The organism is Burkholderia metallica (assembly GCF_001718555.1).
GTDB classification, from domain to species: Bacteria; Pseudomonadota; Gammaproteobacteria; order Burkholderiales; family Burkholderiaceae; genus Burkholderia; species Burkholderia metallica.
Genome location: NZ_CP013403.1, coordinates 2,649,917 through 2,672,348, shown reverse-complemented (window position 1 = coordinate 2,672,348; position 22,432 = coordinate 2,649,917). Strand labels below are relative to the sequence as shown.

Sequence of the window (22,432 nt, the reverse complement as noted above, 5' to 3'; positions counted from 1 at the left end):
GGGCGGACAGGGGCGGATGCGGAGGGCGCCGTCATTATGTGGGTATCGGGCGGGCTCGCATGGAATTGTCGATAATGGAGTGCTGTTATTCACCGGATGCCGACAATGACCGAAGCCACTCAAGCCCAGCCTGCCGTTCCGCGCCTCACGAGCCTGTCGCATGGCGGCGGCTGCGGCTGCAAGATTGCACCGGGCGTGCTGTCCGAACTGCTGAAGCGCGCGACGCCGCCCGCGCTGTTCCCGGATCTGCTGGTCGGCACGGAAACCTCCGACGACGCGGCCGTCTACCGCCTCAACGACGAGCAGGCGATCGTCGCGACCACCGACTTCTTCATGCCGATCGTCGACGATCCGTTCGACTTCGGCCGCATCGCCGCGACCAACGCGCTGTCCGACGTCTATGCGATGGGCGGCAAGCCGATCCTCGCGCTCGCATTGGTCGGCATGCCGATCAACGTGCTGCCGCACGAGACGATCGCTGCCGTGCTGCGCGGCGGCGAATCGGTGTGCGCGGACGCCGGCATTCCGGTCGCGGGCGGCCATTCGATCGATTCGGTGGAGCCGATCTACGGGCTCGCGGCGATCGGCGTCGTGCATCCGTCGCGCGTGAAGCGCAATGCGGCCGCGCGCGCGGGCGACGTGCTGGTGCTCGGCAAGCCGCTCGGTGTCGGCGTGCTGTCGGCCGCGCTGAAGAAGAACCAGCTCGATGCCGCGGGTTATGCGCAGATGGTCGCGACGACCACCAAGCTGAACCGGCCGGGTGCCGAGCTCGCCACGCTGCCGGGCGTGCATGCGCTGACCGACGTCACGGGCTTCGGGCTGCTCGGCCATACGCTCGAACTGGCGCGCGGCGCGCGGCTCACCGCGCGCGTGCACTATGCGTCGCTGCCGTGGCTCGCGGGCGTCGAAGCATTCGTCGCCGACGGCGTGTTCACCGGCGCATCGGGCCGCAACTGGGCCGCGTACGGCGCGGACGTGCAGCTGGCCGATACGCTTCCTCCGGTCGCACAGGCGTTGCTGACCGATCCGCAGACGTCGGGCGGGCTGCTGGTCGCGTGCGCGCCCGAGGCCGTCGACGACGTGCTCGCGTGCTTTCGCGCCGACGGCTTCGATCGCGCGGGCGTGATCGGCGAGATGGTGGACGGGCCTGCCCGTGTCGACGTCGCGTGACGCCGGAGCGCCATACCGGATTGTTTTGAGGGCGCTGGAATCGATGCCTTCCGTCGAAGGCGTCGACGACCGATGAACGACTTCCTGTTCGGGCTGATGGTCGCGCTGTCGGTCGGGCCCGTTGCGCTGATGATCGCGAACTACGTGATGCGTGCCGGCACCGCGAGCGGCGTGCGCGCGGCGGCGGGTGTCGCCGTAGCCGACGGCTGCTATGCGGTCGTCGCGTTCACGCTCGGCGCGATGCTCGCGAGCACGCTTGCGACACATCTTTCGCTGTTTCGTCTGGTCGGCGCGCTCGTGCTGCTCGCGATGGGCGCGCGGATGCTGTGGCAGGCGCTGCGCGATCGTCGCCGCACGCTCGACGGCGATGCGCGGCCGCCTGGCAGCCGCCCGTTCGTGTCGATGTTCTTCGTCACGCTGGCGAACCCGCTGACGATCCTGTTGTTCTACGGCTATGCAACGGCCGCCGCCGGAGCGCATCGGCACTGGCTGCTCGGCGCCGCATGCGTGTTTGCCGGCAGCCTCGCGGGGCAACTCGTGTTCGCGTGCGGCGGCAGCGCGATCGGCCGGATCGTGAAATCGCCGGGCCTGCTTGCGGCGAGTCATGTCGTCGCGGCGCTGGTCGTGCTGGGTTACGGCGTGGCGGGGCTGGCGCGGTTGTAGCGTTGGCCGGGCGACGAACATGCCGGTGCGATGGATGTGCCGGTATCGGTCAACCGGATAGTATTCCTGATGGTATGTCGGAACGCGAAGGCCATTTCCGTTGCGATTCGCGTGCGCACCATACCTGCACCGACGCACCGGGGCATCTGCGTCGTTTCGTAGTCGGGTTCCGCATCGGGCACGCGCGTTCTATACTCCGTCGCGCAGTCTACGAGAGCCGTTCTCACCCAACATCCTCGAAACAAGGAACGCCGATGCTGACTCGCTCCATTCTTTCCGCCGCTGCATTCTCGCTCGCCGCCTGTGCGACCGCGCCGTCGATCGCGCAGGACAACCAGGGCAACGACGCGGGCAACGCTGCATTCGCCGAGACCGGTGCACAGGGCCGCCCGGTCAAGGTCATGATCATCACGATGTTCGGTCCGGAGGGCCAGGCCTGGCTCGACCGGCTCGGCCCGTGGCGCGACATCGCCGTGCCCGGCCTGTCGCCGGACTACCCGAACGTGCATTGCAACAAGCAGGACGTGTGCGTGGTGACGACCGGCATGGGCTATGCGAACGCGTCGGCGACGATCATGGCGCTCACGTTCTCGCAGCGCTTCGATCTGCGCCGCACGTACTTCCTGATCTCCGGCATCGCGGGCGTGGACCCCGCGCAAGGCACAGTCGGTTCGGCCGCGTGGTCGAAGTACCTGGTCGATTTCAGCCTGCAGTGGGAGCTCGACGCACGCGAGATTCCGGCCGGCTGGAATACCGGCTTCCTCGGCATCAACACGAAGAGCCCGAACGACAAGCCGCCGCTCGACTATCGCACCGAGGTGTTCCAGCTGAATCCGCAGCTGACCGACGCCGCGGTCGCGCTGTCGCGCAACGTCGTGCTCGCCGACAGCGCGCAGGCGCAGGCCGCACGCGCGAAGTTCACGTATGCGCCGGCGAACCGGCCGCCGACCGTGATCCAGTGCGATACGTCGTCGGGCAACACGTGGTTCTCGGGCACGCTGATCGGCGAGCGCGCGCGCCAGTGGACGAAGATCCTGACCGACGGCAAGGGCACCTACTGCATGACCGCGCAGGAAGACAACGCGACATATGAAGCGCTCAAGCGCGCGGCGAGCGTGAAGCGGGTCGACCTGTCACGCGTCGCGGTGCTGCGCACCGGGTCGGATTTCGACCGGCCGTATGCGGGGCAGACGAGTGCCGACAACCTGCTGAACTACGCGGACCAGGGCGGCTTCGCCCCGGCGACCGAGAACCTGTATCGCGCGGGCAATCCGCTCGTGCAGGACATCGTCACGCACTGGGGCGAATGGCGCGACGGGGTGCCGCGCCGTTGAAGGCCGGATGACGACCAGCCGGCGGTCAATGCGATTGCGGTGCCGAACGAAACGGCGTCCACACCGGCGTGGTGTCGTCCCAATGATCGAGCGGCGAAGGGAGTTGATCGTTCATCATGTGCTCCTGCAACTAACTATCTAACCGATCGACTCGGCGAATCGTCGAGTCGTCGACAGGGAAATCGCGACGCCGCGCACCGGGCAACCGGTTGCGCGGCGTTGCGCATTTACCGGCCTCCGCCGGCGAGCTGGTTGCTTTCCGGCATCGAGCGATACGGGCCTTGTGCGAGGTCGAGCCCTTGCGGATACGAATTGGCCTTGCGCAAGTACGCGAGCGTGCCGTCCTTGCGCGCCTGCTCGACTTCCGCGTTCACTTCGGCGCGCGTGCGCGGGCCGTAGTGCTGCGAGTACCACGACGTATTGCCGTAGTCGCCGGCGTGCGGCGTACCCGAATCGGCGAAGGCCGGTGCAGACACGGCGAGCGTGAGGGCGACGGCGGAGAGAAGATGGCGGCGGTTCATGGCGTAACTCCTGGAGATGTCGGAGCGGGCGCTTGAGCGTTGGCTCCGGTCCCGCGAGGCGGGATCTGTTCGATGCGCAACGAGGTGCGCGACAGGGTTTACTCTAGGTATCCGTTCCGTCGCGATAAATGCGGCAGACGCGAATTGAATTGTCGTGTCAGAGGAACAATCGACATCCGTACGCGCGGCAGGGTTATGCGGAAATCGCTCGAACCCGCGTGCAGCGGGCCTCACACGGGGATGACGACGGCGCGCGGCGACGCGTGCGGGCGATTGCGTCGCCGCGCACAAAGGATTGCTGCGGATTCGGGAAGGATCGGGTGCGGCGCCGTGGGGAAACGTGGCGCGGAGGCGGGGCGACGCGCGGGCCTCGCAGCCCGCGCGTGCGGTTCAGTTGCTGGGTTAAGGCGCGCCGTTCGGTCGCCCGGCGTCGATTACGCGACCCACTCGTTGATGACCGGCGTGTCGAGCACCGGCGCGCGCTCGGCTTCCTCGAACGTGCGCTTGCTGCACGTCGCATCGAGGCTGCCCTTGCCGCTCAGCAGCGGGCAGCGGTCGAACACTTCGGCCACCCAGTCGACGAACACGCGCACCTTCGGCGACAGATGGCGGCTGTGCGGATACACGACCGAGATCGGCATCGGCAGCGGCTTGAGCCCGGGCAGCACTTCCTTGAGCCGGCCTTCGCGCAGGTGCGGCAGCACCATGAAGAGCGGCGGCTGGATCAGCCCGAAGCCTTCGAGCCCGCAGGTCACGTACGCATCCGCGTCGTTCACCGACACGATGCCTTCCATCTTCATCTCGACTTCCTTGCCGTCGATCAGGAACGTCCAGTCGATCGTGCGGCCGGTGCGGCTCGAGAAGTAATTGACGGCCTTGTGCTGGCTCAGCTCGTCGATCGTCTGCGGCTCGCCGTGGCGTTCGAGATAGTCGGGCGACGCGACCGTCACGCACTCGAACAGGCCGACGCGGCGCGCGACGAGCGACGAGTCCTGCAGTGCGCCGACGCGGATCACGCAATCGACGCCTTCCTGCAGCAAGTCGACCGGCCGGTCGGACAGGCCGAGCTGCAGATCGATGTCCGGATAGCGCGTATGAAATTCGCACAGCGACGGAATCACGAGCAGGCGCCCGATCGAACCCGGCATGTCGATACGCAACTTTCCGTGCGGCTTCCGGTTGTTCGCCTGGAAGCTCGCCTCGGTTTCCTCGACGTCCGCGAGGATTCGCACGCATCGTTCGTAGTACGCGGCGCCGTCCGGCGTGAGCGACAGCCGGCGCGTGGTCCGGTGCATCAGCCGCACGCCGAGGAAGGCTTCGAGATTCTGGATGATCGTCGTGACGGACGCCCGCGGCAGCGCGAGCGTTTCTGCCGCCTTGGTGAAGCTGCTTGTATCGACGACGCGAGTAAACACCTGCATGGCCTGAAGCCGGTCCATCACAACCTCCGCAATCTAATGAGCCTCCGGAACGACAAGGCTGCGCTACCTCGTGGGTGAACGCAGCCTCGGATTGTTCGGGGGCGTTGAATTGTGTTGCCGGATTATAGGCATTTATCCCAATGTCTGCCGGACCCAGAATTCGTTCCATCTCGAAATGGATGCTGCATCGTCATGGACGCTTCTGAATTCAGCAAATTCCTGAAAGCCGCACTGCCCGCGCAAGCCTTGGCGGGCGCGGCGCTGACGGTCGCCGAAGTCGAAATTCCCGGCTACGCTCAGGACATCGTGCTGCGCCTCTACCGCCGCCCGGACAAGACCGGGTTGCCAGTAGTGCTTTATTTCCACGGCGGCGGCTTCGTCCGCGGTTCGCTCGAAGACGCGGATTTCGCCGCGCGTTTTTTAGCAGAACGCTTACCAGCACTCGTAGTGTCGGTCGATTATTCGCTCGCGCCGGCCTTTCCTTTTCCGGCCGCGCCGGAGGATGCGTATCGTGCGGCCGTGTGGGCCGCGACGCGCGCCCGCGCGTTCGGCGGTAACCCGAAGAAAATCGGGGTCGCGGGCCACGACGCGGGCGGGCAGCTCGCGAACTGCCTCGCGTTCATCGCACGCGACCGCGGTGAGGTGTCGATCGCCGCGCAGGCACTGTTCGGGCCGATGCTCGACCCGAGCATGACGCGCATCGGCGACGCCGAGCGCCTCGCGTCCGACATCACCGCGCGCGAATGCGCGGCCTGTTATCGCGCGTATCTGCCGCAGGCCGCGCAGCGCATGCATCCGTACGCGGCGCCGCTCGAATCGGTGCGCCTCGCGGGGCTGCCGCCGACGCTCGTCGTCACCGCGCAGAACGACGTGCTGCATGTCGAAGCGGAGAAATATGCGAGCTGCCTGATCTCGTCGGGCGTGCTCACGCAGGTGATCCGTTATCCGGACATCACGCACGCCGCGCTCGCGACGCACGAAGCCGCATTCGAGGAAGCCGTGCGCTTCTTCCAGTGCCGCTTCCAGGCGCGCCAGCCGAACCGTTCCGAATAACCAAGACCAATCCACGCTTACTGGAGATCCACATGGCCATCCTACGCACCTCCCGTTCCCGAATCGCGACAGCGGCGATCGTGACGCTCGCCGTCGTCGGCCTCGGCACGTTCGGCGCGATGCGCGTGAACGCGAACGCCCCCGAGAAAGCGGCCGCCCCGCTGCCGGAAGTCGACGTCGCGACCGTCGTGCCGCAGACCGTGACCGACTGGCAGAGCTATTCGGGCCGCCTCGAAGCGGTCGAGAAAGTCGACGTGCGCCCGCAGGTGTCGGGCACGATCGTCGCGGTGAACTTCAAGGACGGCGCGCTCGTGAAGAAGGGCGACGTGCTGTTCGTGATCGACCCGCGCCCGTACCAGGCGGAAACCGATCGCGCGGCCGCGCAGCTGGCCGCCGCGCAGGCGCGCAACGGCTATGCGCAGACCGACTGGCAGCGCGCGCAACGGCTGATCGGCGACAACGCGATCGCGAAGCGCGACTACGACGAGAAGCAGAACGCGGCGCGCGAGGCGGCAGCGAACCTGAAGGCCGCCGAAGCCGCGCTGGAAACGGCGCGCATCAACCTCGGCTATACGCGGATCACCGCGCCCGTGTCGGGCCGCGTGTCGCGCGCGGAAATCACGCTCGGCAACGTCGTGTCGGCGGGCGCATCGGCCCCGCCGCTGACGACGCTGGTTTCGGTGTCGCCGATCTACGCGTCGTTCGATGCCGACGAGCAGACCTACCTGCAATACATCAACGGCGCGCGCAACGGCCGCAAGGTGCCGGTCGAACTCGGTCTCGCGAACGAAACGGGCTATTCGCGCAGCGGCGAGATCGATTCGGTCGACAACCGGCTCGATACGTCGTCCGGCACGATCCGCGTGCGCGCACGCTTCGACAACGCGGACGGCGCGCTCGTGCCGGGCCTCTATGCACGCGTGAAGGTGGGCGGCAGCGCGCCGCACCAGGCATTGCTCGTCGACGACGCGGCGATCAACACCGACCAGGACAAGAAGTTCGTGTTCGTCGTCGACCAGCAGGGCCGCGTGTCCTATCGCGAAGTGCAGCCGGGGATGCAGCACGGCAACCGGCGCGTGATCGTGAGCGGGCTGTCGGCCGGCGACCGCGTGGTCGTGAACGGTACGCAGCGCGTGCGCCCCGGCGAGCAGGTGAAGCCGCACATGGTCCCGATGACGGGCGGCGACGAGCCGTCCGCGCCGCTCGCGCAGAACGCGAAGCCGGCCGCACCGGCGAAGGCGGATTCGTAAGCGGCCCGCCGCTTCGTCTCCGCGTTCAACCAGACAGAGCCACACATGAACATTTCAAAATTCTTTATCGACCGGCCGATCTTTGCAGGAGTCCTATCGGTGATCATCCTGCTCGGCGGGGTGATCGCGATGTTCCTGCTGCCGATTTCGGAATATCCGGAAGTCGTGCCGCCTTCCGTGATCGTGAAGGCGCAGTACCCGGGCGCGAACCCGAAAGTGATCGCCGAGACGGTCGCGTCGCCGCTCGAAGAGCAGATCAACGGCGTCGAGGACATGCTCTACATGCAGTCGCAGGCGAACAGCGACGGCAACATGACGATCACCGTCACGTTCAAGCTCGGCACCGATCCGGATAAGGCCACGCAGCTCGTGCAGAACCGCGTGAACCAGGCGCTGCCGCGCCTGCCGGAAGACGTGCAGCGGCTCGGCATCACGACGGTGAAGAGCTCGCCGACGCTGACGATGGTGGTTCACCTGATCTCGCCGGACAACCGCTACGACATGACCTACCTGCGCAACTACGCGCTGATCAACGTGAAGGATCGCCTTTCGCGGATCCAGGGCGTCGGCCAGGTGCAGCTGTGGGGTTCGGGCGACTACGCGATGCGCGTGTGGCTCGATCCGCAGAAGGTCGCGCAGCGCGGGCTGTCGGCCGAGGACGTCGTGCAGGCGATCCGCGAGCAGAACGTGCAGGTCGCGGCCGGCGTGATCGGCGCATCGCCGTCGCTGCCCGGCACGCCTCTGCAGTTGTCGGTGAACGCGCGGGGCCGCCTGCAGACGGAAGACGAGTTCGGCGACATCGTCGTGAAGACGACACCGGACGGCGGCGTCACGCACCTGCGCGACATCGCGCGGATCCAGCTCGACGCGTCCGAATACGGGCTGCGCTCGCTGCTCGACAACAAGCCGGCCGTCGCGATGGCGATCAACCAGTCGCCGGGCGCGAACTCGCTGCAGATCTCGGACGAAGTGCGCAAGACGATGGCCGAGCTGAAGCAGGACATGCCGGCGGGCGTCGACTACAAGATCGTCTATGACCCGACGCAGTTCGTGCGCTCGTCGATCAAGGCCGTCGTGCACACGCTGCTCGAAGCGATCGCGCTGGTCGTGATCGTCGTGATCGTGTTCCTGCAGACCTGGCGCGCATCGCTGATTCCGCTGATCGCGGTGCCGGTGTCGATCATCGGCACGTTCTCGCTGCTGCTCGCGTTCGGGTATTCGATCAACGCGTTGTCGTTGTTCGGGATGGTGCTCGCGATCGGGATCGTGGTCGACGATGCGATCGTCGTGGTCGAAAACGTCGAGCGGAACATCGAGAGCGGGATGAACGCGCGGCAGGCGACCTACAAGGCGATGCAGGAAGTGAGCGGGCCGATCATCGCGATCGCGCTGACGCTCGTCGCCGTGTTCGTGCCGCTCGCGTTCATGTCGGGCCTGACCGGCCAGTTCTACAAGCAGTTCGCGATGACCATCGCGATCTCGACGGTGATCTCGGCGTTCAACTCGCTGACGCTGTCGCCGGCGCTGTCCGCGATCCTGCTGAAAGGTCACGGCGACAAGGAAGACTGGCTCACGCGCGTGATGAACCGCGTGCTCGGCGGCTTCTTCCGCGGCTTCAACAAGGTGTTCCATCGCGGTGCGGAGAACTACGGCCGCGGCGTGCGCGGCGTGCTGTCGCGCAAGACGCTGATGCTCGGCGTGTACCTCGTGCTGGTGGGCGCGACCGTGCTCATCTCGAAGGTCGTGCCGGGCGGCTTCGTGCCCGCGCAGGACAAGGAGTACCTGATCGCGTTCGCGCAGCTGCCGAACGGCGCGTCGCTCGACCGCACCGAGAAGGTGATCCGCGACATGGGCTCGATCGCGCTGAAGCAGCCGGGCGTCGAGAGCGCGGTCGCGTTCCCGGGGCTGTCGGTGAACGGCTTCACGAACAGCTCGAGCGCGGGCATCGTGTTCGTCACGCTGAAGCCGTTCTCGGAACGGCACGGCAAGGCGCTGTCGGCCGGCGCGATCGCGGGTGCGCTGAACCAGAAGTACAGCGCGATGAAGGACTCGTTCGTCGCGGTGTTCCCGCCGCCGCCGGTGCTGGGCCTCGGTACGCTCGGCGGGTTCAAGATGCAGATCGAGGATCGCGGCGCGGTCGGCTACGCGCGGCTCGCGGATGCGACCAACGACTTCATCAAGCGCGCGCAGCAGGCGCCTGAACTCGGCCCGTTGTTCACGAGCTACCAGATCAACGTGCCGCAGCTCAACGTCGATCTCGATCGCGTGAAGGCGAAACAGCTGGGCGTGCCCGTGACCGACGTGTTCAACACGATGCAGGTGTATCTCGGTTCGCTGTACGTGAACGACTTCAACCGCTTCGGGCGGGTGTACCAGGTGCGCGTGCAGGCCGATGCGCCGTTCCGCCAGCGCGCGGACGACATCCTGCAACTGAAGACCCGCAACGACAAGGGCGAGATGGTGCCGCTGTCGTCGCTCGTCACGGTGACGCCGACGTTCGGCCCGGAAATGGTCGTGCGCTACAACGGCTACACGGCTGCCGACATCAACGGCGGCCCGGCGCCGGGCTTCTCGTCGGGCCAGGCGCAGGCCGCGGTCGAGCGCATCGCGCACGAGACGCTGCCGCGCGGCGTGCGGTTCGAATGGACCGACCTCACGTACCAGCAGATCCTCGCGGGCGATTCGGCGATGTACGTGTTCCCGATCAGCGTGCTGCTCGTGTTCCTCGTGCTCGCGGCGCTGTATGAAAGCCTGACGCTGCCGCTCGCGGTGATCCTGATCGTGCCGATGAGCATTCTGTCGGCGCTGACGGGCGTGTGGCTCACGCAGGGCGACAACAACATCTTCACGCAGATCGGCTTGATGGTGCTGGTGGGGCTGTCCGCGAAGAACGCGATCCTGATCGTCGAATTCGCACGCGAACTGGAGCACGACGGCAGGACGCCGCTCGAGGCCGCGATCGAGGCGAGCCGGCTGCGGCTGCGCCCGATCCTGATGACGTCGATCGCGTTCATCATGGGTGTGGTGCCGCTCGTCACGTCGACGGGTGCCGGTTCGGAAATGCGCCATGCGATGGGTGTCGCGGTGTTCTTCGGGATGCTCGGCGTGACGCTGTTCGGGCTGATGCTGACGCCGGTGTTCTACGTCGTGCTGCGCACGCTCGCGGGCGGCAAGATCCACGTCGCGGGCAAGGACTCGGCCGGTTACGGCGTGCCGCCGTCGGGTGCGTCGGCTTCGGATGCTTGAGGACAACAAGATGGACAACATGCACAACACGAACGGCCTGATGCGCTTCGCGAAGGTGGCGGCCGCGAGCACCCTGCTCGCGACGCTGCTCGCCGCGTGCGCGGTCGGCCCCGACTACAAGCGGCCGGAGGCGGCGACGCCCGCCGCGTTCAAGGAAGCGCCGACCCTCGCCGCCGGCGAGCAGGCCGGCACGTGGAAGACGGCCGAGCCGTCGGACGGCGAACATCGCGGCGAATGGTGGAAGGTGTTCGGCGACCCGGTGCTCGATTCGCTCGAGACGCAGGCGCTCGCCGCGAACCAGAACCTGAAGGCCGCGGCCGCGCGGGTCGAGGAAGCGCGTGCGGCCACGCGTACCGCGCGCTCGCAGTGGTTCCCGCAGATCGGTGCCGGGTTCGGGCCGACGCGCGAAGGGCTGTCGTCGGCGTCGCAGTTCCAGCCGCAGGGCACGGGCCCGACCAATGCGACGCTGTGGCGCGCACAGGGCACGGTGTCGTACGAAGCCGACCTGTTCGGCCGTGTCGGCCGCAACGTCGAGGCGTCGCGTGCCGACCAGGCGCAGAGCGAAGCGCTGTTCCGTTCGGTGCAGCTCGCGCTGCAGGCGGACGTCGCGCAGAACTACTTCGAACTGCGCCAGCTCGATTCGGACCAGGATCTGTACCGCCGCACGGTCGAGCTGCGCGAGCAGGCACTGAAGCTCGTGCAGCGCCGCTTCAACGAGGGCGACATCAGCGAGCTCGACGTATCGCGCGCGAAGAACGAGCTGGCCAGCGCGCAGGCCGATGCGGTCGGCGTCGCGCGCCGTCGCGCGGCGTCCGAACATGCGCTCGCGATCCTGCTCGGCAAGGCGCCGGCGGATTTCGCGTTCAAGGAAACGCCGATCGTGCCGGTCGCGGTGAAGATTCCGCCGGGCCTGCCGTCCGCGCTGCTCGAACGGCGCCCGGACGTATCGGCGGCCGAGCGCGCGATGGCGGCCGCGAACGCGCGGATCGGCCTCGCGAAATCGGCGTACTTCCCGAAGCTCGATATCACGGGCGCGTTCGGGTATGAGGCGTCGACGCTCGGCAACCTGTTCCTGTGGTCGAGCCGCACGTTCCTGCTCGGGCCGTTCGCCGGCACCGCGCTGACGCTGCCGTTGTTCGACGGCGGGCGCCGTGCGGCCGGCGTGCAGCAGGCGCGCGCGCAGTACGACGAGCAGGTGGCGAACTACCGTCAGCAGGTGCTCGTCGCGTTCCGCGAGGTCGAGGACAATCTCTCCGATCTGCGCCTACTCGACGACCAGATCCGCGCGCAGGATGCGGCCGTCAACGCGTCGCGCCGCGCGGCGACGTTGTCGCGCACGCAGTATCAGGAAGGCGAGGTCGCGTATCTCGACGTGATCGACAGCGAGCGTTCGGTGCTGCAGTCGCAACTGCAGGCGAACCAGCTGACCGGCGCGCAGGCCGTGTCGACCGTGAACCTGATCCGTGCGCTGGGCGGCGGATGGGGGAATGCGCCGGCGCCGACGGCGGTGGGCGATGCGGCGTCGGCCAACGCGGAAGTGGCTGCGCGGTGACACGCGAACGGCGGGCGATGCGTCGCTCGCCGGCCATGCAGCGAAGCCCCCCGGCATGCAGGCGCAGGTCTGCATGCCGGGGTTTTTTATGGGGTGTCGCGAATGTCCGCGGAGGAACGCCGGCGATCGGCCAGTCGGCAACGTTCACCGCAACGCGTCGCGTGAGCACCGTGCCGACATTCACGGTGGCCGCATCAAACCCGGTTGCTGCCTGATCCACTGGCATACCCTCCGGCGCACCGAACATCCTTGACGAATCCGCGCTGCCGGTACCGGACAGACGCGCCATACATGAAGGCGTTCCTGTCGAAACGCCGATCGGCAGGCGACGACCGAATCGACTGAACGTCCTGCCACCGACGTTGCAGCGAAGGCAACACCGTGGTTCGCGAATGCGCCTTCCGTTGCGAATTGCGACAGGATACGGTTGATCCCGTACTGAACGCTTACCTTCAACGGAGCACATCATGCGCTCGACGATTTTTTTGTCCGCGATTCTCTGCACGTCAACGGCACTGGCGGTCATCCCGGCGACAGCCCGCGCGGAGCCGTTCACGATCAGGGTCGATGACCTCAGTCACGGGCACTTTACGAACGAACAGGTGTACGGCGGTTTTGGCTGTCACGGTCAGAACGTTTCGCCGCGCATTTCGTGGACTCACGTTCCGCGCGGCACGAAGAGCGTCGTCGTGACAATGTTCGACCCCGATGCGCCGACCGGCGGGCTCGGCTGGACCCACTGGGAGATCGTCAACATCCCACCTTCGGAGTCGTCGATCGAAAAAGGCGCTTCCGGCAATCCGCAGCGCATGCCGGCAGGCGCCGTCGAGACGATGACGGACTTCGGCGAATCCAGATACGGCGGCCCGTGCCCGCCTGAGGGCGCGTCGCATCGATATGTCGTGACGGCGTCCGCGCTGGACGTGGCAAAGATCGACGTGGCGCCGGCGGCGAGTCCGGCCGTCGTCGCCTATCAGATGCACGGGAAAATCATCGCTCAGGCGAAGTACGTCGCCCGATATCATCGTGCCGCGACCAACGATTGACGGGTGCGATTACACCAGCGACATTCCGCCGTCGACGTTCAGGTTGATGCCGGTCACGAAGCTGCTGTCATCGCTCACGAGAAACAGTGCGGCACGCGCCAGCTCGTCTGCGTGGTCCAGCCGGCCAAGCGGAATCCTTCCCGCAACGGCGGTCTCGAATGCGGGGCGATCGGCCGCGGCGATCCCCAGTTTGGACAGAATGGGCGTGTCGACGGGGCCCGGACTGATCACATTGACCCGGATGCCGCGCGCTTTGAATTCGAGCGCCCAACTGCGTGCGAACGCTTCGATGGCTGCCTTGCTACCGGCATACGCCGCATGACCTTCGAATACTTTCGAACTCGCAATGGAGCTCGTCAGCAGAATGGCGCCTGCATGACGCAGTTGGGATGCGATCTTCTGTACGCCAAAGAAAACCGCCCGGGTATTGGTGCCGAATTGTGCTTCGTACGCTTCGGGACTGACCTGGTCCGAGCGGGCGATCGTGTTGACGCCGGCGTTGGCGACGTAAATGTCGAGCCCGCCGAACCGTTCTGCAACCAGTGACGCAACACGATCATGCGTTGCGGGATCGGCGAGGTCGCCGGGCAGGCCCGTGGCCCGATCGCCGAGTTCCGACACCGCGGCATTTACCGCGGCCGGACGCCGTCCGACGATCAGTACATGCGCACCCTCGGATACAAACAGCTTTGCCATCGCAAAGCCGATGCCGCTATTGCCGCCGGTGATGACGGCGACCTTGTTTTCGAGTCGGTTCATTTGAATTCCCGTTGTTCCACGCGGATGTCGCGCTGAAAGCCAATTTAGCTTCGGGTGAGACGACGGCCCAGTCATCCAGCGGAGCAATCAGTTTTGCCGAATGATCAAAATGTCTGTTGAGAACCTGAATGGCCTGGCTGCCTTTGTTCGAGCGGTCGAGGCCGGTTCGTTCACGGGAGCCGCGCGCTTGCTCGGTACGACGCCGTCGAGCGTGTCGAGAAGCGTCGGAAGACTGGAGCGGCGTCTCGGCATCAGGCTGTTCCGGCGCTCGACCAGGGCTACCGTCCTGACCGTGGAGGGCCAAACCTACTATGAGCGCGTCGCGCCGCTCATCCGGGGCATCGAGGAAGCAGGTAACGCATTGACTGCGTCGCCGGCCGCGGTCGGCAAGCTGCGTATCAGTGTGCCCGGCGCGTTGGCGCGCATTCTGCTCGACCCACTCACCCGCGACTTGATGGCGCGTCATCCGGACCTGCTGTTCGATGTGAACGTGAGCGACCATCATGTCGACGTCATCCGCGAGGGTTTCGATCTGGTCATCAGAGCCGGGCAGGTCATGGACAGCACGTTGCATGCGCGGAAATTGGGCGATCTGCCGCTCGTGCTCGTGGCCTCCCCTGATTATTTGAGTCGCAACGGCGTGCCGGAATCGGCATCCGAACTCGGGAAGCATCGCCACGTTCGCTACAGACTTGCCGGACGCGTGGTGCCCGTCATGTTTTCCGGCGAGGCGAGCCCGCAGATGGAAGGTGCATTCGACTCCGACAGCGGTGAGGCGATGAGACTGGCGGCATTGAATGGACTCGGTATCGCACAGATACTGAAAGCGACGGTTCAGGAAGATATCGACGCGGGACGGTTGCGTCGCGTATTGCCGGAGTTGGCGTTGAGATCCGTGCCGATTCATGTGTTGCACGGATATGGAAGAAACATGCCGCTGCGAGCCAGAGTATTGATCGACTTCGTGGAGAAGCAACTCTCGCAGTGGATGAAGTGACGCTTTTCGCTGGCCGATTCAACCCGTCGATGCAACACACTTGAAGCTGCACGGCAGCGGGGCGTGCGGCAATGAAACAGGGGCGGCGGATCGACCAGACAGACGGTGCGGCGGCGTCCCGCCGCGCGCACCGCTCGTGCATGACAGTCAGCGTGCAAGCAGGACGACAATACGTGACGCCGCAAGCGCAACCGTGCGGAACCGATCGCGCGCCGCCGCATCACCGCATTACGCGCCGCCGAACGCGCGTCCCATCGGCTTCATTCGCATCCCGCGCGCGAGCCGGGTCCACGGCAGGTCTGCCGGGTCGGCTTGCATCGGCCCCGGCGCCTTCGCGACCAGCACCGCGTGCGCAATGCCCTGGAAATCGGCGCGGAAGTGCACCGAGCTCTTGTTGACGAGGATCTTCATCGCCTCCGGCTCAATGCCGCCCACCCGATACAGATTGCGATCGAGCATCTGCGCCTTGCCGGCGCTCACGACGATCCGCACGCCGTCGATCCGCAGGCATGCGACCGGCCCGACGTCGGCCTGCATGCCGTTCATCATCGGGCCGTCGTAGCGGCAGATGCCGTCGGACAGCGCGACGACCTCGAAGCGCGCGCGCAGCGGCTCGTCGCCGGGCACGCCCGAGCCGCCGAGCGACAGGTCGACGCTTGCGCCGACGCCGGCGCGCCACGCCGCGGCCACTGCGGCCGGGTCCCACAGCAGGCCGAGCGCCGCGTCCTGCGCGCCATGACGCAGCAACGCGCGAAGCAGGCCCGTCGTATTCGAATCGCCGCCCGCGCCCGGATTGTCCTGCGTGTCGGCGATCACGACGGGCTTGCTCGCGTCGGCGGCAAGCCGCATCGCTTCGCGCACGGCGTCGTCCGGCGACAGGAACGGCACCTGCCACTTCGCCTCGTCGGCCAGCATCGCGTCGTACAGCGTCTGCACGGCGGCTTCCACCGCGTCGGTGTCGCCATAGCCCCAGATGACCGGCCCGCATTCCGGGAAATCCGCAGCCGGAAAGCCCGGCGCGAACGACAGCGACGCCACGCCGCCGGTTTCGAGTGCCGCGAGGCGCGCGTACATCGCCCGAGCCGGATCGAGCAGCGTGCACATCCCGTTGATCGGGATCAGGAACGGCAGCCGCCGCGCCGCACGATGCAGCGGGCCGCGGCGTTCGAGCAGGCGTTCGAGCAGCGCGGCCGCACGTTCGCCGGTTTCCGCCATGTCCACGTGCGGATACGTGCGAAAGGCGACCAGCGCGTCGGCGCGGCTCAGCATCAGGTCGGTCACGTTCGCATGCAGGTCGAGCGACGCGACTACCGGCACGTCCGGGCCGACCGCGGCGCGGACGCGATCGAGCAGGGTGCCTTCGCCGTCGTCCGTGTGCTCGGCGACCATCGCGCCGTGCAGGTCGAGATACACCGCGTCGCAGCCGCCGCGTCGCGCGGCTGCGACGATCTCGCCGGCGATGCGCTCGAAGGCATCCTCGGTGACGTGCGCCGACGGGCTGGCACCGGCCCAGATCACCGGCAGCAGGCGCCAGTCGCGCCGCTCCGCCGCGTTGATGAAGCCGCCGGCCGGAATGTTGACGTCGCGCAGCGCGAGCACGTCGGCGTCGCGCACCAGCGCGGGAAACCCTTCGCCGCGTTCGAAGTTCGCGTAGGCGGCCTTGGTGGGCGCGAAGGTGTTGGTTTCATGCTGGAAACCGGCAACGAGAATGCGTCGGGTCATGAGGTCGTGTCCAGTAAAGCAGGTCGGTGTGGGGGGGCATGGGGCGAGACGGCACCGTCGCGACGCGATCGGTCACCGTGCGTCGGCGGGCAGGCGGTTCATGATCAGCGCCACGGCGCCCGCGACCATCAGCGCGACGATCACGAGCAATCCCGCCTGCATGCTGCCGGTCGCGGTGCGGATCTCGCCGATCAGCGTCGGGCTGAGGAAGCCGCCGAAAAGGCCGATCGTGTTGATGAGCGCGATGCCGCCGGCGGCCGCGTTGCCCGTCAGGTATTGCGACGGGATGGCCCAGAATACCGTGTAGGCCGCCCACAACAGCGCCGTGGCGATCGTCATGCAGGCGAGCGACACCGCGAGATGGCCGTCGGCCCAGGTCGCGGCGGCCAGCGCGGCGGCACCGACGATCGCCGACACCGCGCTGTGCAACCGGCGCTCGCCGCGACGGTCCGAGCGCCGGCCGATCACGAGCATCGCGCACGCGGCGCCGACGTACGGAATCATCGAATAGAAGCCGATCTGCATCGTGTCGGTCACGCCGTTGGCCTTGAGAATCGACGGCAGCCAGAAGCTGACCGCGTAGATGCCGCAGATCATCGTGAAGTATGCGAAGGCCAGCAGGTAGACGCGCGGGTCGCGCGCGGCCTGCCCGAACGCGTGATGGCCGCCGGCGGGCACCGGCAGCTCGGTGGCGAGCAGGCTTTTCTCGCGGTCGCTCAGCCACGCCGCATCGTCCGGGCGATCGGCCAGCAGCTTCAGCACCAGCAGGCCGAGCACCGCGCACGGCAAACCTTCCGCGACGAACATCCATTGCCAGCCGGCCAGCCCGTGCGCGCCGTCGAGGGCCGTCATCAGCCAGGTCGACAGCGGCGAGCCGACGATGCCGCCGATCGGCCCGGCCATCATCACGACGGCCATCACGCCGGCCATGCGGCGCGGGCCGTACCAGTAGGTCAGGTAGAAGATCATGCCCGGCGCGAAGCCGGCCTCGAACACGCCGAGCAGAAAGCGCAGCACGTAGAACGACGTGGTGTCGTGCACGAACATCATCGCGGCGGACGTCAGCCCCCACAGCACCATGATCCGGCTGATGGTCTTGCGCGCGCCGATCCGGGGCAGCATCAGGTTGCTCGGAATCTCGAACAGCACGTAGCCGAGGAAGAAAATGCCCGCGCCGAGGCCGTAGGCCGCGTCGGAGAAGCCGAGCGCGCTTTGCATGTGGAGTTTCGCGAAGCCGATGTTGACGCGATCCAGGTACGCGAACGTGTAGCAGAGCAACAGCAGCGGCAGCAGGCGCCAGTTCAGTTTGCGGTACAGCGCCTGCACCGGCGCGCTGTCGTGCGCGACCGAACGGCGGGAGGATGGGACGGCGGACATGTCTCTCTCCTGTGGCGTGAGCGTCTTGCGGAATGGGCTTCGATTGCCGCATCGTCGGAGAGCCGAAAAAGCAGAGCAAGAGCAACTTAAGTGATCTAATGTTGCTCGACAGGCAACGATCGGGCGAACCGGGAACCTCCATGCGCGAACTCAACCAGCGCCGCTTGCGCTACTTCCACGAGGTGCTGACGCACGGCTCCATCCGCGGCGCGGCCGACAGCATCAATACCGCGCCGTCCGTGATCACGCGGCAGATCCGGCTGCTCGAAGAGGAGATCGGCGTCGAGCTGTTCGAGCGGCAGGCGCGCGGCGTGCGGCCGACCGAGGCGGCCGCGCATCTGCTCGAATACTGGCGCGGGTGCCGCTCGCAGCAGGAATTGTTCGAGGAGCGCCTGCAGGCGTTGCGGCGGCTGCAGTCCGGCCAGGTGCGCATCGTCACCAGCGAGGGGTATGTCGACGTGCTGATGGACGAGGTGCTGACCGATTTCTGCATGCGTCATCCGAAGCTCGACGTGATCGTCGACGTCCTGCCGGTCAACAACGTGCTGCAGGAAGTGGCGGAGAGCCGTGCGCACATCGGGCTCGCGTACAACCCGCCGGCCCATCCGGAGATCGAGTATCTCGCCACGTCGTCGCAGCCGGTGGTGGCGCTCGTGCATGCCGGCCACCCGCTCGCGGTGCGCGGCGGCGCGGTGCGCGCGCACGAACTCGGCGAGTATCCGCTTGCGCTGATGCCGCCGGCGTTCGGTCTCGGCCAGGTCGCGCAGATGCTCGCCTATACCGAGAACCTGCCGATCCGTCCGACGCTGACGACCAACTCCCTCGCGGTATTGCGCCATTTCGTGAAGCGCCACGACGGCATTACGCTGATCGGCGCATTCGCGGCATATCGCGAACTCGAAAGCGGCGAACTCGTCGCGCTGCCGATCGCGCATCCGTTGTTCGATTCGGCGAAAGCGCGCCTGCTCGTGAAAGTGGGGCGGCCGCTCGGCGTCGCGGCCGATACGCTGCTGAATGGCCTGCTGCACGACATGAAGATGTTCGCGGGGGCGGCTACGGGTCGGCGCCCGGCCGCCAAACGGCCGCGCGTGGCGAAGCGCACGCGTTGACGGCGGCTGACGCCGACGCAAGTGGGGGTGAATGTCGTGCATGCGGTCGACGGGGGATTAGCGGGCGACGCTACGACAACGCATCGCTCGTCGATTCGATCCAGCGCGCGGTGGCGCCGGCAACGCATCGATTGCAACTAACGGTCAAGCCGTCGAGCGATGACCGGCGCAGTGGCGGCGTTCGCCGCCACTGCGGTCATTTTTCGGCACCTGCGTCTGCGCTTGCATCTGCAGCCCGCAGCGCGCGCACCAGTTCACTCGCGGCCTTGCCGAGCCCCGTATGTTTCTGCCGCCGCAGATACACGGGCAACGGCAGCCCGTTGCGGATGTTCGCGAACACGAGCGGCGCGAGTTCGCCGTCGGCGACGTATCGCGCGATCACCGATGCGGGCAGGTTCGCCCAGCCATGCCCGGCCTTCACGAGCGCGATCGCGGTGGTCATGTCGGTCACCTTCCACGTGCGGTTGCCGATCAACGGCCGTACGTCGGTCAGCGGCCGCTCGGGATCGGCGATCACGATCTGGCGAAAACCCGACAATCGCTCGATCGCCTCGGGTTGCGAGCATTCGGCGATGGCCGGGTGACTCGGCGCGGCAACCGCGACGAGTGTCTCGGTCCACAGCGCATGGATCTGTTCCTGCGGATGCAGATCGAGCCCGCCGTACGCGACACAGAGATCGACGATGCCGCGATGCAGCGCATCGACGATCGCGTCCTGCGGCGCGGTAACGATGCTGATCGCGAGCGCCGGATATTTCGCGGCCACCGCCGTCAGCGCGCGCGCAACCGGTGCGCCGTCGATTTCGGCCGCGAGCCCGAGCCGCAACGTATCCTCGACACCTTCCGACAAGTGCTGCGCATGCGCGCGCAGCGCATGCAGCCGCTCGGCGATCGCGCGTGCGTCGGGCAGCAGCGCGGCCATCGCGGCGGTCGGCGTCGGCTCGCGCGTGCCGCGATCGAACAGCACGAGATCGAGCTCGGCCTCGAGGTTCGCGATCGCCATGCTGACTGCCGACGGCGTGCGGCCGAGCGCACGTGCGGCCGCCGAGAACGAACCTTTGTCGATGACGGTCAACAGCATGTCGATGTGGTCGCTGGTCAGCACGCGCGCCTCCTGTCAGAAAAATTGAAAGGACCTGACTTTGGCGGACGAAGTGCCCGCTGTAGTCTCGCCACCTGGTTCGAAACGAAGGGGGGCGGTCATGCAAGGATGGAAGAGACGCATAGTCTACGTCGTGATGTTCGAGGTGCTCGGCATCCTCGTCGCGTCGTCGGTGCTCGGCATGCTCAGCGGCGCGAGCGCGGCGACGAGCGGCCTGCTTGGCGTGATGATCTCGACGACGGGCGTCATCGTCAATTTTCTGTACAACCTCGGGTTCGAGGCGTGGGAGCGGCGGCGGGCGGAAACGACGCGCACCGTCGTGCGGCGCGTCGTGCATGCGATCGGGTTCCAGGTCGCGCTCGTGACGTTCCTGATTCCGCTGATCGCGTGGTGGCTCGACGTGTCGCTGCTGCAGGCGTTCCTGTACGACGCTGTGTTGATCGTGTTCTTCCCGATCTTCACGTTCACGTACAACTGGGCGTTCGACAGCATGTTCGGGTTGCCGGATGCGGTGACGCGCAAGGCGGCGCCGGCGGCGTGATGCAGAGGAAGGCGAAACGATGCGGACAGCTCCGCGCCGTTTCGCTTCCGCAGATTCTGCAACAGAGAGGAATGCCGGGCGGCGCGCATGCCGCCCGCGACGTCAAGCGGCGACGAACTCGTGCACGTAACGGTTGAACACCGCCGGGCTCGCCGCGTTCATCCCGTGCGACGCACCGGCGACGGTCTGCCGTTGCGCATCGCCGATCCACTGCGACAGCGTGTCGACGTTGTGGCGGAACATCTTCGGGCTGCGCTGGCCGTCGATCAGCAGCGTGCGGCATGCGATGTCACCGGCCGTATGTTGCGAATATGCGGGCAGCGGGTCGCGCAGCTGCTTCGGCAGCGTGCTCGCGTTGTCGATCGCCATCGTGCGAAAGCGCGACGTGCTCTTCTTCCATGCACCGGGCAGGCTCACCGAGTCGACGAACATTTCGAGGCCCGCTTCGACTTCGCCCTGCTCGATCAGGCTCACGGCCTTCGTGCGCAGCGCGATCGCAGCGGCCGGCAGCGCGGCTTCGCGCACGCCCGGCTGCTGCAGCGGGCCGCCCGGATCGGCGAGCGTGAGCGATTCGACGAGGTGCGGATGCTGGCGCGCGACGTTGAACGCGACGCTGCCGCCACGCGAATGGCCGACCAGGTGCACGGGGCCGAGATCGAGCGCGTCGATGAATTCGGCGAGCTCGTCGACGTGGTTCTGCCAGCTGAACTCGTCCTGGATGCCCGCTTCGACGGCCGGCCAGTAGTGGCTCAGGCTCGGCGCGATGCAGCGATAGTGGGCCGACAGCGATGCGAGCTGCGGATCCCAGTAGCGGTAGTCGCACAGCGAGCCGTGCACGAACACCATCGGCGCACCGCTGCCCCGCTCGACATACGGCAGGCTGATGCCTGACGAAAGCGTCGCAAATTGCAGGTCGGGGTTCGCGAGCACGGACGGCTCGATTCGCATGTTCATGACTGAAAGACTCAAAGGTGCGTCAACACGACGCAACTATGCATCACGGCGAGCTGCAAGGAAAACGCATAATTTTCATCGTGACGATCAATTTTCTTGATGGCTCGGCCGGAAACCCTTGTCGGAAGGGGACGGATGTCGATGCTTTCAATCGTCTGACGATAAACTGTTTTGTCCGAACGGCCTGAAACGAACGTGCGGCGGCCGGCCGGCGCACCCGCGCGTCGCAATGGAAAAGGGGAGGCCGCGCGCCGCGAAAGCGGCCCGCGTGTCAGCGCACCGCCAGCGCGGGCGCGGTCTGAAGTTCGACCGGGAGATCGTTGTCGGCCGCGAACTGCATCGCGAAGTCGAATGCGTCCGCGCACACGGTGCGCAATTCGTCCGACACGAACAGGCATTTGACGCCGCCGGCGACGACGGGCATCGCGAGCCGCGACAGCGCGCACGGATAGCCGGGCCGCCGCTCGCCGACGAACAGCGTGATGACGCCCGCGAGGCGTTCGGGCCAGTCGCTCGGGCGGAAGGTTTTCTGCGCGTGCGTGACGCCGCGGATCAGGTGGCCGGCGAGGCGGCCCTGTTCGGTGACTTCGATGCGATCCATACCGTGAGTGTCCT

At 66.7% G+C, this 22,432-nt stretch carries 19 protein-coding genes; 11 read left to right on the top strand and 8 right to left on the bottom strand.

Annotation, left to right across the window (positions count from 1 at the left end; genetic code table 11):
* The first annotated feature begins 105 nt into the window (after window positions 1-105).
* From selD to WJ16_RS31320, 3 genes are all read left to right on the top strand, one after another.
* Window positions 106-1,170, top strand: a complete 1,065-nt coding sequence (gene selD, locus WJ16_RS31330) for a selenide, water dikinase SelD (protein WP_076606036.1) — start codon at window positions 106-108, stop codon at window positions 1,168-1,170.
* Between the two features lie 72 nt (window positions 1,171-1,242).
* Window positions 1,243-1,833 carry a LysE family translocator gene (locus WJ16_RS31325; protein ID WP_069260826.1) on the top strand — a complete coding sequence of 197 codons (591 nt, stop codon included), beginning with the start codon at window positions 1,243-1,245 and terminating at the stop codon, window positions 1,831-1,833.
* Between the two features lie 254 nt (window positions 1,834-2,087).
* Window positions 2,088-3,167, top strand: coding sequence for a purine-nucleoside phosphorylase (locus WJ16_RS31320; protein ID WP_069260825.1), 1,080 nt, complete (start codon window positions 2,088-2,090; stop codon window positions 3,165-3,167).
* 227 nt (window positions 3,168-3,394) lie between these two features.
* On the opposite strand, the gene WJ16_RS31315 is transcribed toward WJ16_RS31320, so the two are convergent.
* Window positions 3,395-3,688, bottom strand: coding sequence for a DUF4148 domain-containing protein (locus WJ16_RS31315; protein WP_069260824.1), 294 nt, complete (start codon window positions 3,686-3,688; stop codon window positions 3,395-3,397).
* A gap of 434 nt (window positions 3,689-4,122) precedes the next feature.
* On the bottom strand, window positions 4,123-5,127 hold the full coding sequence (gene ceoR / locus WJ16_RS31310) for a putative multidrug efflux transcriptional regulator CeoR (protein WP_069260823.1): 1,005 nt from the start codon (window positions 5,125-5,127) through the stop codon (window positions 4,123-4,125).
* A 174-nt stretch (window positions 5,128-5,301) separates the two neighbouring features.
* Here ceoR and WJ16_RS31305 point away from each other — a divergent pair, with 174 nt between their 5' ends.
* The 5 genes from WJ16_RS31305 to WJ16_RS31285 all read left to right on the top strand — a co-directional run bounded on the left by WJ16_RS31305 (window position 5,302) and on the right by WJ16_RS31285 (window position 13,256).
* A complete protein-coding gene (locus WJ16_RS31305) occupies window positions 5,302-6,162 on the top strand; it encodes an alpha/beta hydrolase (RefSeq protein WP_069260822.1) in 861 nt (286 codons plus the stop codon).
* Window positions 6,163-6,194: 32 nt separating this feature from the next.
* Window positions 6,195-7,412 carry a multidrug efflux RND transporter periplasmic adaptor subunit CeoA gene (gene ceoA, locus WJ16_RS31300; RefSeq protein ID WP_069260821.1) on the top strand — a complete coding sequence of 406 codons (1,218 nt, stop codon included), beginning with the start codon at window positions 6,195-6,197 and terminating at the stop codon, window positions 7,410-7,412.
* 45 nt (window positions 7,413-7,457) lie between these two features.
* On the top strand, window positions 7,458-10,658 hold the full coding sequence (gene ceoB / locus WJ16_RS31295; protein WP_069260820.1) for a multidrug efflux RND transporter permease subunit CeoB: 3,201 nt from the start codon (window positions 7,458-7,460) through the stop codon (window positions 10,656-10,658).
* A gap of 10 nt (window positions 10,659-10,668) precedes the next feature.
* On the top strand, window positions 10,669-12,210 hold the full coding sequence (gene opcM, locus WJ16_RS31290; protein ID WP_069261245.1) for a multidrug efflux transporter outer membrane subunit OpcM: 1,542 nt from the start codon (window positions 10,669-10,671) through the stop codon (window positions 12,208-12,210).
* Between the two features lie 467 nt (window positions 12,211-12,677).
* Window positions 12,678-13,256, top strand: a complete 579-nt coding sequence (locus WJ16_RS31285) for a YbhB/YbcL family Raf kinase inhibitor-like protein (protein ID WP_069260819.1) — start codon at window positions 12,678-12,680, stop codon at window positions 13,254-13,256.
* A gap of 9 nt (window positions 13,257-13,265) precedes the next feature.
* Here WJ16_RS31285 and WJ16_RS31280 read toward each other — a convergent pair whose 3' ends face one another.
* Entirely contained in the window at window positions 13,266-14,015 is a 750-nt protein-coding gene (locus WJ16_RS31280; protein ID WP_069260818.1) for an SDR family NAD(P)-dependent oxidoreductase, read from the bottom strand.
* A 109-nt stretch (window positions 14,016-14,124) separates the two neighbouring features.
* On the opposite strand from WJ16_RS31280, the gene WJ16_RS31275 reads away from it, so the two are divergent.
* On the top strand, window positions 14,125-15,012 hold the full coding sequence (locus WJ16_RS31275; RefSeq protein ID WP_069261244.1) for a LysR family transcriptional regulator: 888 nt from the start codon (window positions 14,125-14,127) through the stop codon (window positions 15,010-15,012).
* A 228-nt stretch (window positions 15,013-15,240) separates the two neighbouring features.
* Here the strand turns inward: WJ16_RS31275 and WJ16_RS31270 are convergent, their stop codons facing one another.
* Both WJ16_RS31270 and WJ16_RS31265 read right to left on the bottom strand, forming a co-directional pair.
* Complete coding sequence (locus tag WJ16_RS31270) at window positions 15,241-16,734, bottom strand: M81 family metallopeptidase (RefSeq protein ID WP_069260817.1); 1,494 nt, start codon at window positions 16,732-16,734, stop codon at window positions 15,241-15,243.
* A 72-nt stretch (window positions 16,735-16,806) separates the two neighbouring features.
* Window positions 16,807-18,111, bottom strand: a complete 1,305-nt coding sequence (locus tag WJ16_RS31265; RefSeq protein ID WP_069260816.1) for an MFS transporter — start codon at window positions 18,109-18,111, stop codon at window positions 16,807-16,809.
* 140 nt (window positions 18,112-18,251) lie between these two features.
* Between WJ16_RS31265 and WJ16_RS31260 the strand changes: the two genes are divergently transcribed.
* Window positions 18,252-19,220 (top strand): LysR family transcriptional regulator, encoded by a 969-nt coding sequence (locus WJ16_RS31260; RefSeq protein WP_069260815.1) that lies wholly within the window; start codon window positions 18,252-18,254, stop codon window positions 19,218-19,220.
* Between the two features lie 196 nt (window positions 19,221-19,416).
* On the opposite strand, the gene WJ16_RS31255 is transcribed toward WJ16_RS31260, so the two are convergent.
* Complete coding sequence (locus WJ16_RS31255; RefSeq protein ID WP_069260814.1) at window positions 19,417-20,325, bottom strand: LysR family transcriptional regulator; 909 nt, start codon at window positions 20,323-20,325, stop codon at window positions 19,417-19,419.
* 97 nt (window positions 20,326-20,422) lie between these two features.
* Between WJ16_RS31255 and WJ16_RS31250 the strand changes: the two genes are divergently transcribed.
* Entirely contained in the window at window positions 20,423-20,863 is a 441-nt protein-coding gene (locus WJ16_RS31250) for a PACE efflux transporter (RefSeq protein WP_069260813.1), read from the top strand.
* Window positions 20,864-20,965: 102 nt separating this feature from the next.
* Here WJ16_RS31250 and WJ16_RS31245 read toward each other — a convergent pair whose 3' ends face one another.
* Window positions 20,966-21,817: an alpha/beta fold hydrolase gene (locus tag WJ16_RS31245; RefSeq protein WP_069260812.1), complete on the bottom strand. Its 852-nt coding sequence runs from the start codon at window positions 21,815-21,817 to the stop codon at window positions 20,966-20,968.
* Between the two features lie 271 nt (window positions 21,818-22,088).
* On the bottom strand, window positions 22,089-22,418 hold the full coding sequence (locus WJ16_RS31240) for a DUF3579 domain-containing protein (RefSeq protein WP_069260811.1): 330 nt from the start codon (window positions 22,416-22,418) through the stop codon (window positions 22,089-22,091).
* Window positions 22,419-22,432 lie beyond the last annotated feature (14 nt).

What these genes read in the sequence shown, in the direction of transcription:
- WJ16_RS31245 (WP_069260812.1), bottom strand. Translation starts at nt 21,817, where the DNA reads ATGAACATGCGAATCGAGCCGTCCGTGCTCGCGAACCCCGACCTGCAA.
- WJ16_RS31280 (WP_069260818.1), bottom strand. Translation starts at nt 14,015, where the DNA reads ATGAACCGACTCGAAAACAAGGTCGCCGTCATCACCGGCGGCAATAGC.
- WJ16_RS31305 (WP_069260822.1), top strand. Translation starts at nt 5,302, where the DNA reads ATGGACGCTTCTGAATTCAGCAAATTCCTGAAAGCCGCACTGCCCGCG.
- WJ16_RS31285 (WP_069260819.1), top strand. Translation starts at nt 12,678, where the DNA reads ATGCGCTCGACGATTTTTTTGTCCGCGATTCTCTGCACGTCAACGGCA.
- WJ16_RS31240 (WP_069260811.1), bottom strand. Translation starts at nt 22,418, where the DNA reads ATGGATCGCATCGAAGTCACCGAACAGGGCCGCCTCGCCGGCCACCTG.
- opcM (WP_069261245.1), top strand. Translation starts at nt 10,669, where the DNA reads ATGGACAACATGCACAACACGAACGGCCTGATGCGCTTCGCGAAGGTG.
- WJ16_RS31270 (WP_069260817.1), bottom strand. Translation starts at nt 16,734, where the DNA reads ATGACCCGACGCATTCTCGTTGCCGGTTTCCAGCATGAAACCAACACC.
- WJ16_RS31325 (WP_069260826.1), top strand. Translation starts at nt 1,243, where the DNA reads ATGAACGACTTCCTGTTCGGGCTGATGGTCGCGCTGTCGGTCGGGCCC.
- WJ16_RS31315 (WP_069260824.1), bottom strand. Translation starts at nt 3,688, where the DNA reads ATGAACCGCCGCCATCTTCTCTCCGCCGTCGCCCTCACGCTCGCCGTG.
- ceoR (WP_069260823.1), bottom strand. Translation starts at nt 5,127, where the DNA reads ATGGACCGGCTTCAGGCCATGCAGGTGTTTACTCGCGTCGTCGATACA.
- WJ16_RS31265 (WP_069260816.1), bottom strand. Translation starts at nt 18,111, where the DNA reads ATGTCCGCCGTCCCATCCTCCCGCCGTTCGGTCGCGCACGACAGCGCG.
- WJ16_RS31260 (WP_069260815.1), top strand. Translation starts at nt 18,252, where the DNA reads ATGCGCGAACTCAACCAGCGCCGCTTGCGCTACTTCCACGAGGTGCTG.
- WJ16_RS31275 (WP_069261244.1), top strand. Translation starts at nt 14,125, where the DNA reads ATGTCTGTTGAGAACCTGAATGGCCTGGCTGCCTTTGTTCGAGCGGTC.
- WJ16_RS31320 (WP_069260825.1), top strand. Translation starts at nt 2,088, where the DNA reads ATGCTGACTCGCTCCATTCTTTCCGCCGCTGCATTCTCGCTCGCCGCC.
- ceoA (WP_069260821.1), top strand. Translation starts at nt 6,195, where the DNA reads ATGGCCATCCTACGCACCTCCCGTTCCCGAATCGCGACAGCGGCGATC.
- WJ16_RS31250 (WP_069260813.1), top strand. Translation starts at nt 20,423, where the DNA reads ATGCAAGGATGGAAGAGACGCATAGTCTACGTCGTGATGTTCGAGGTG.
- ceoB (WP_069260820.1), top strand. Translation starts at nt 7,458, where the DNA reads ATGAACATTTCAAAATTCTTTATCGACCGGCCGATCTTTGCAGGAGTC.
- selD (WP_076606036.1), top strand. Translation starts at nt 106, where the DNA reads ATGACCGAAGCCACTCAAGCCCAGCCTGCCGTTCCGCGCCTCACGAGC.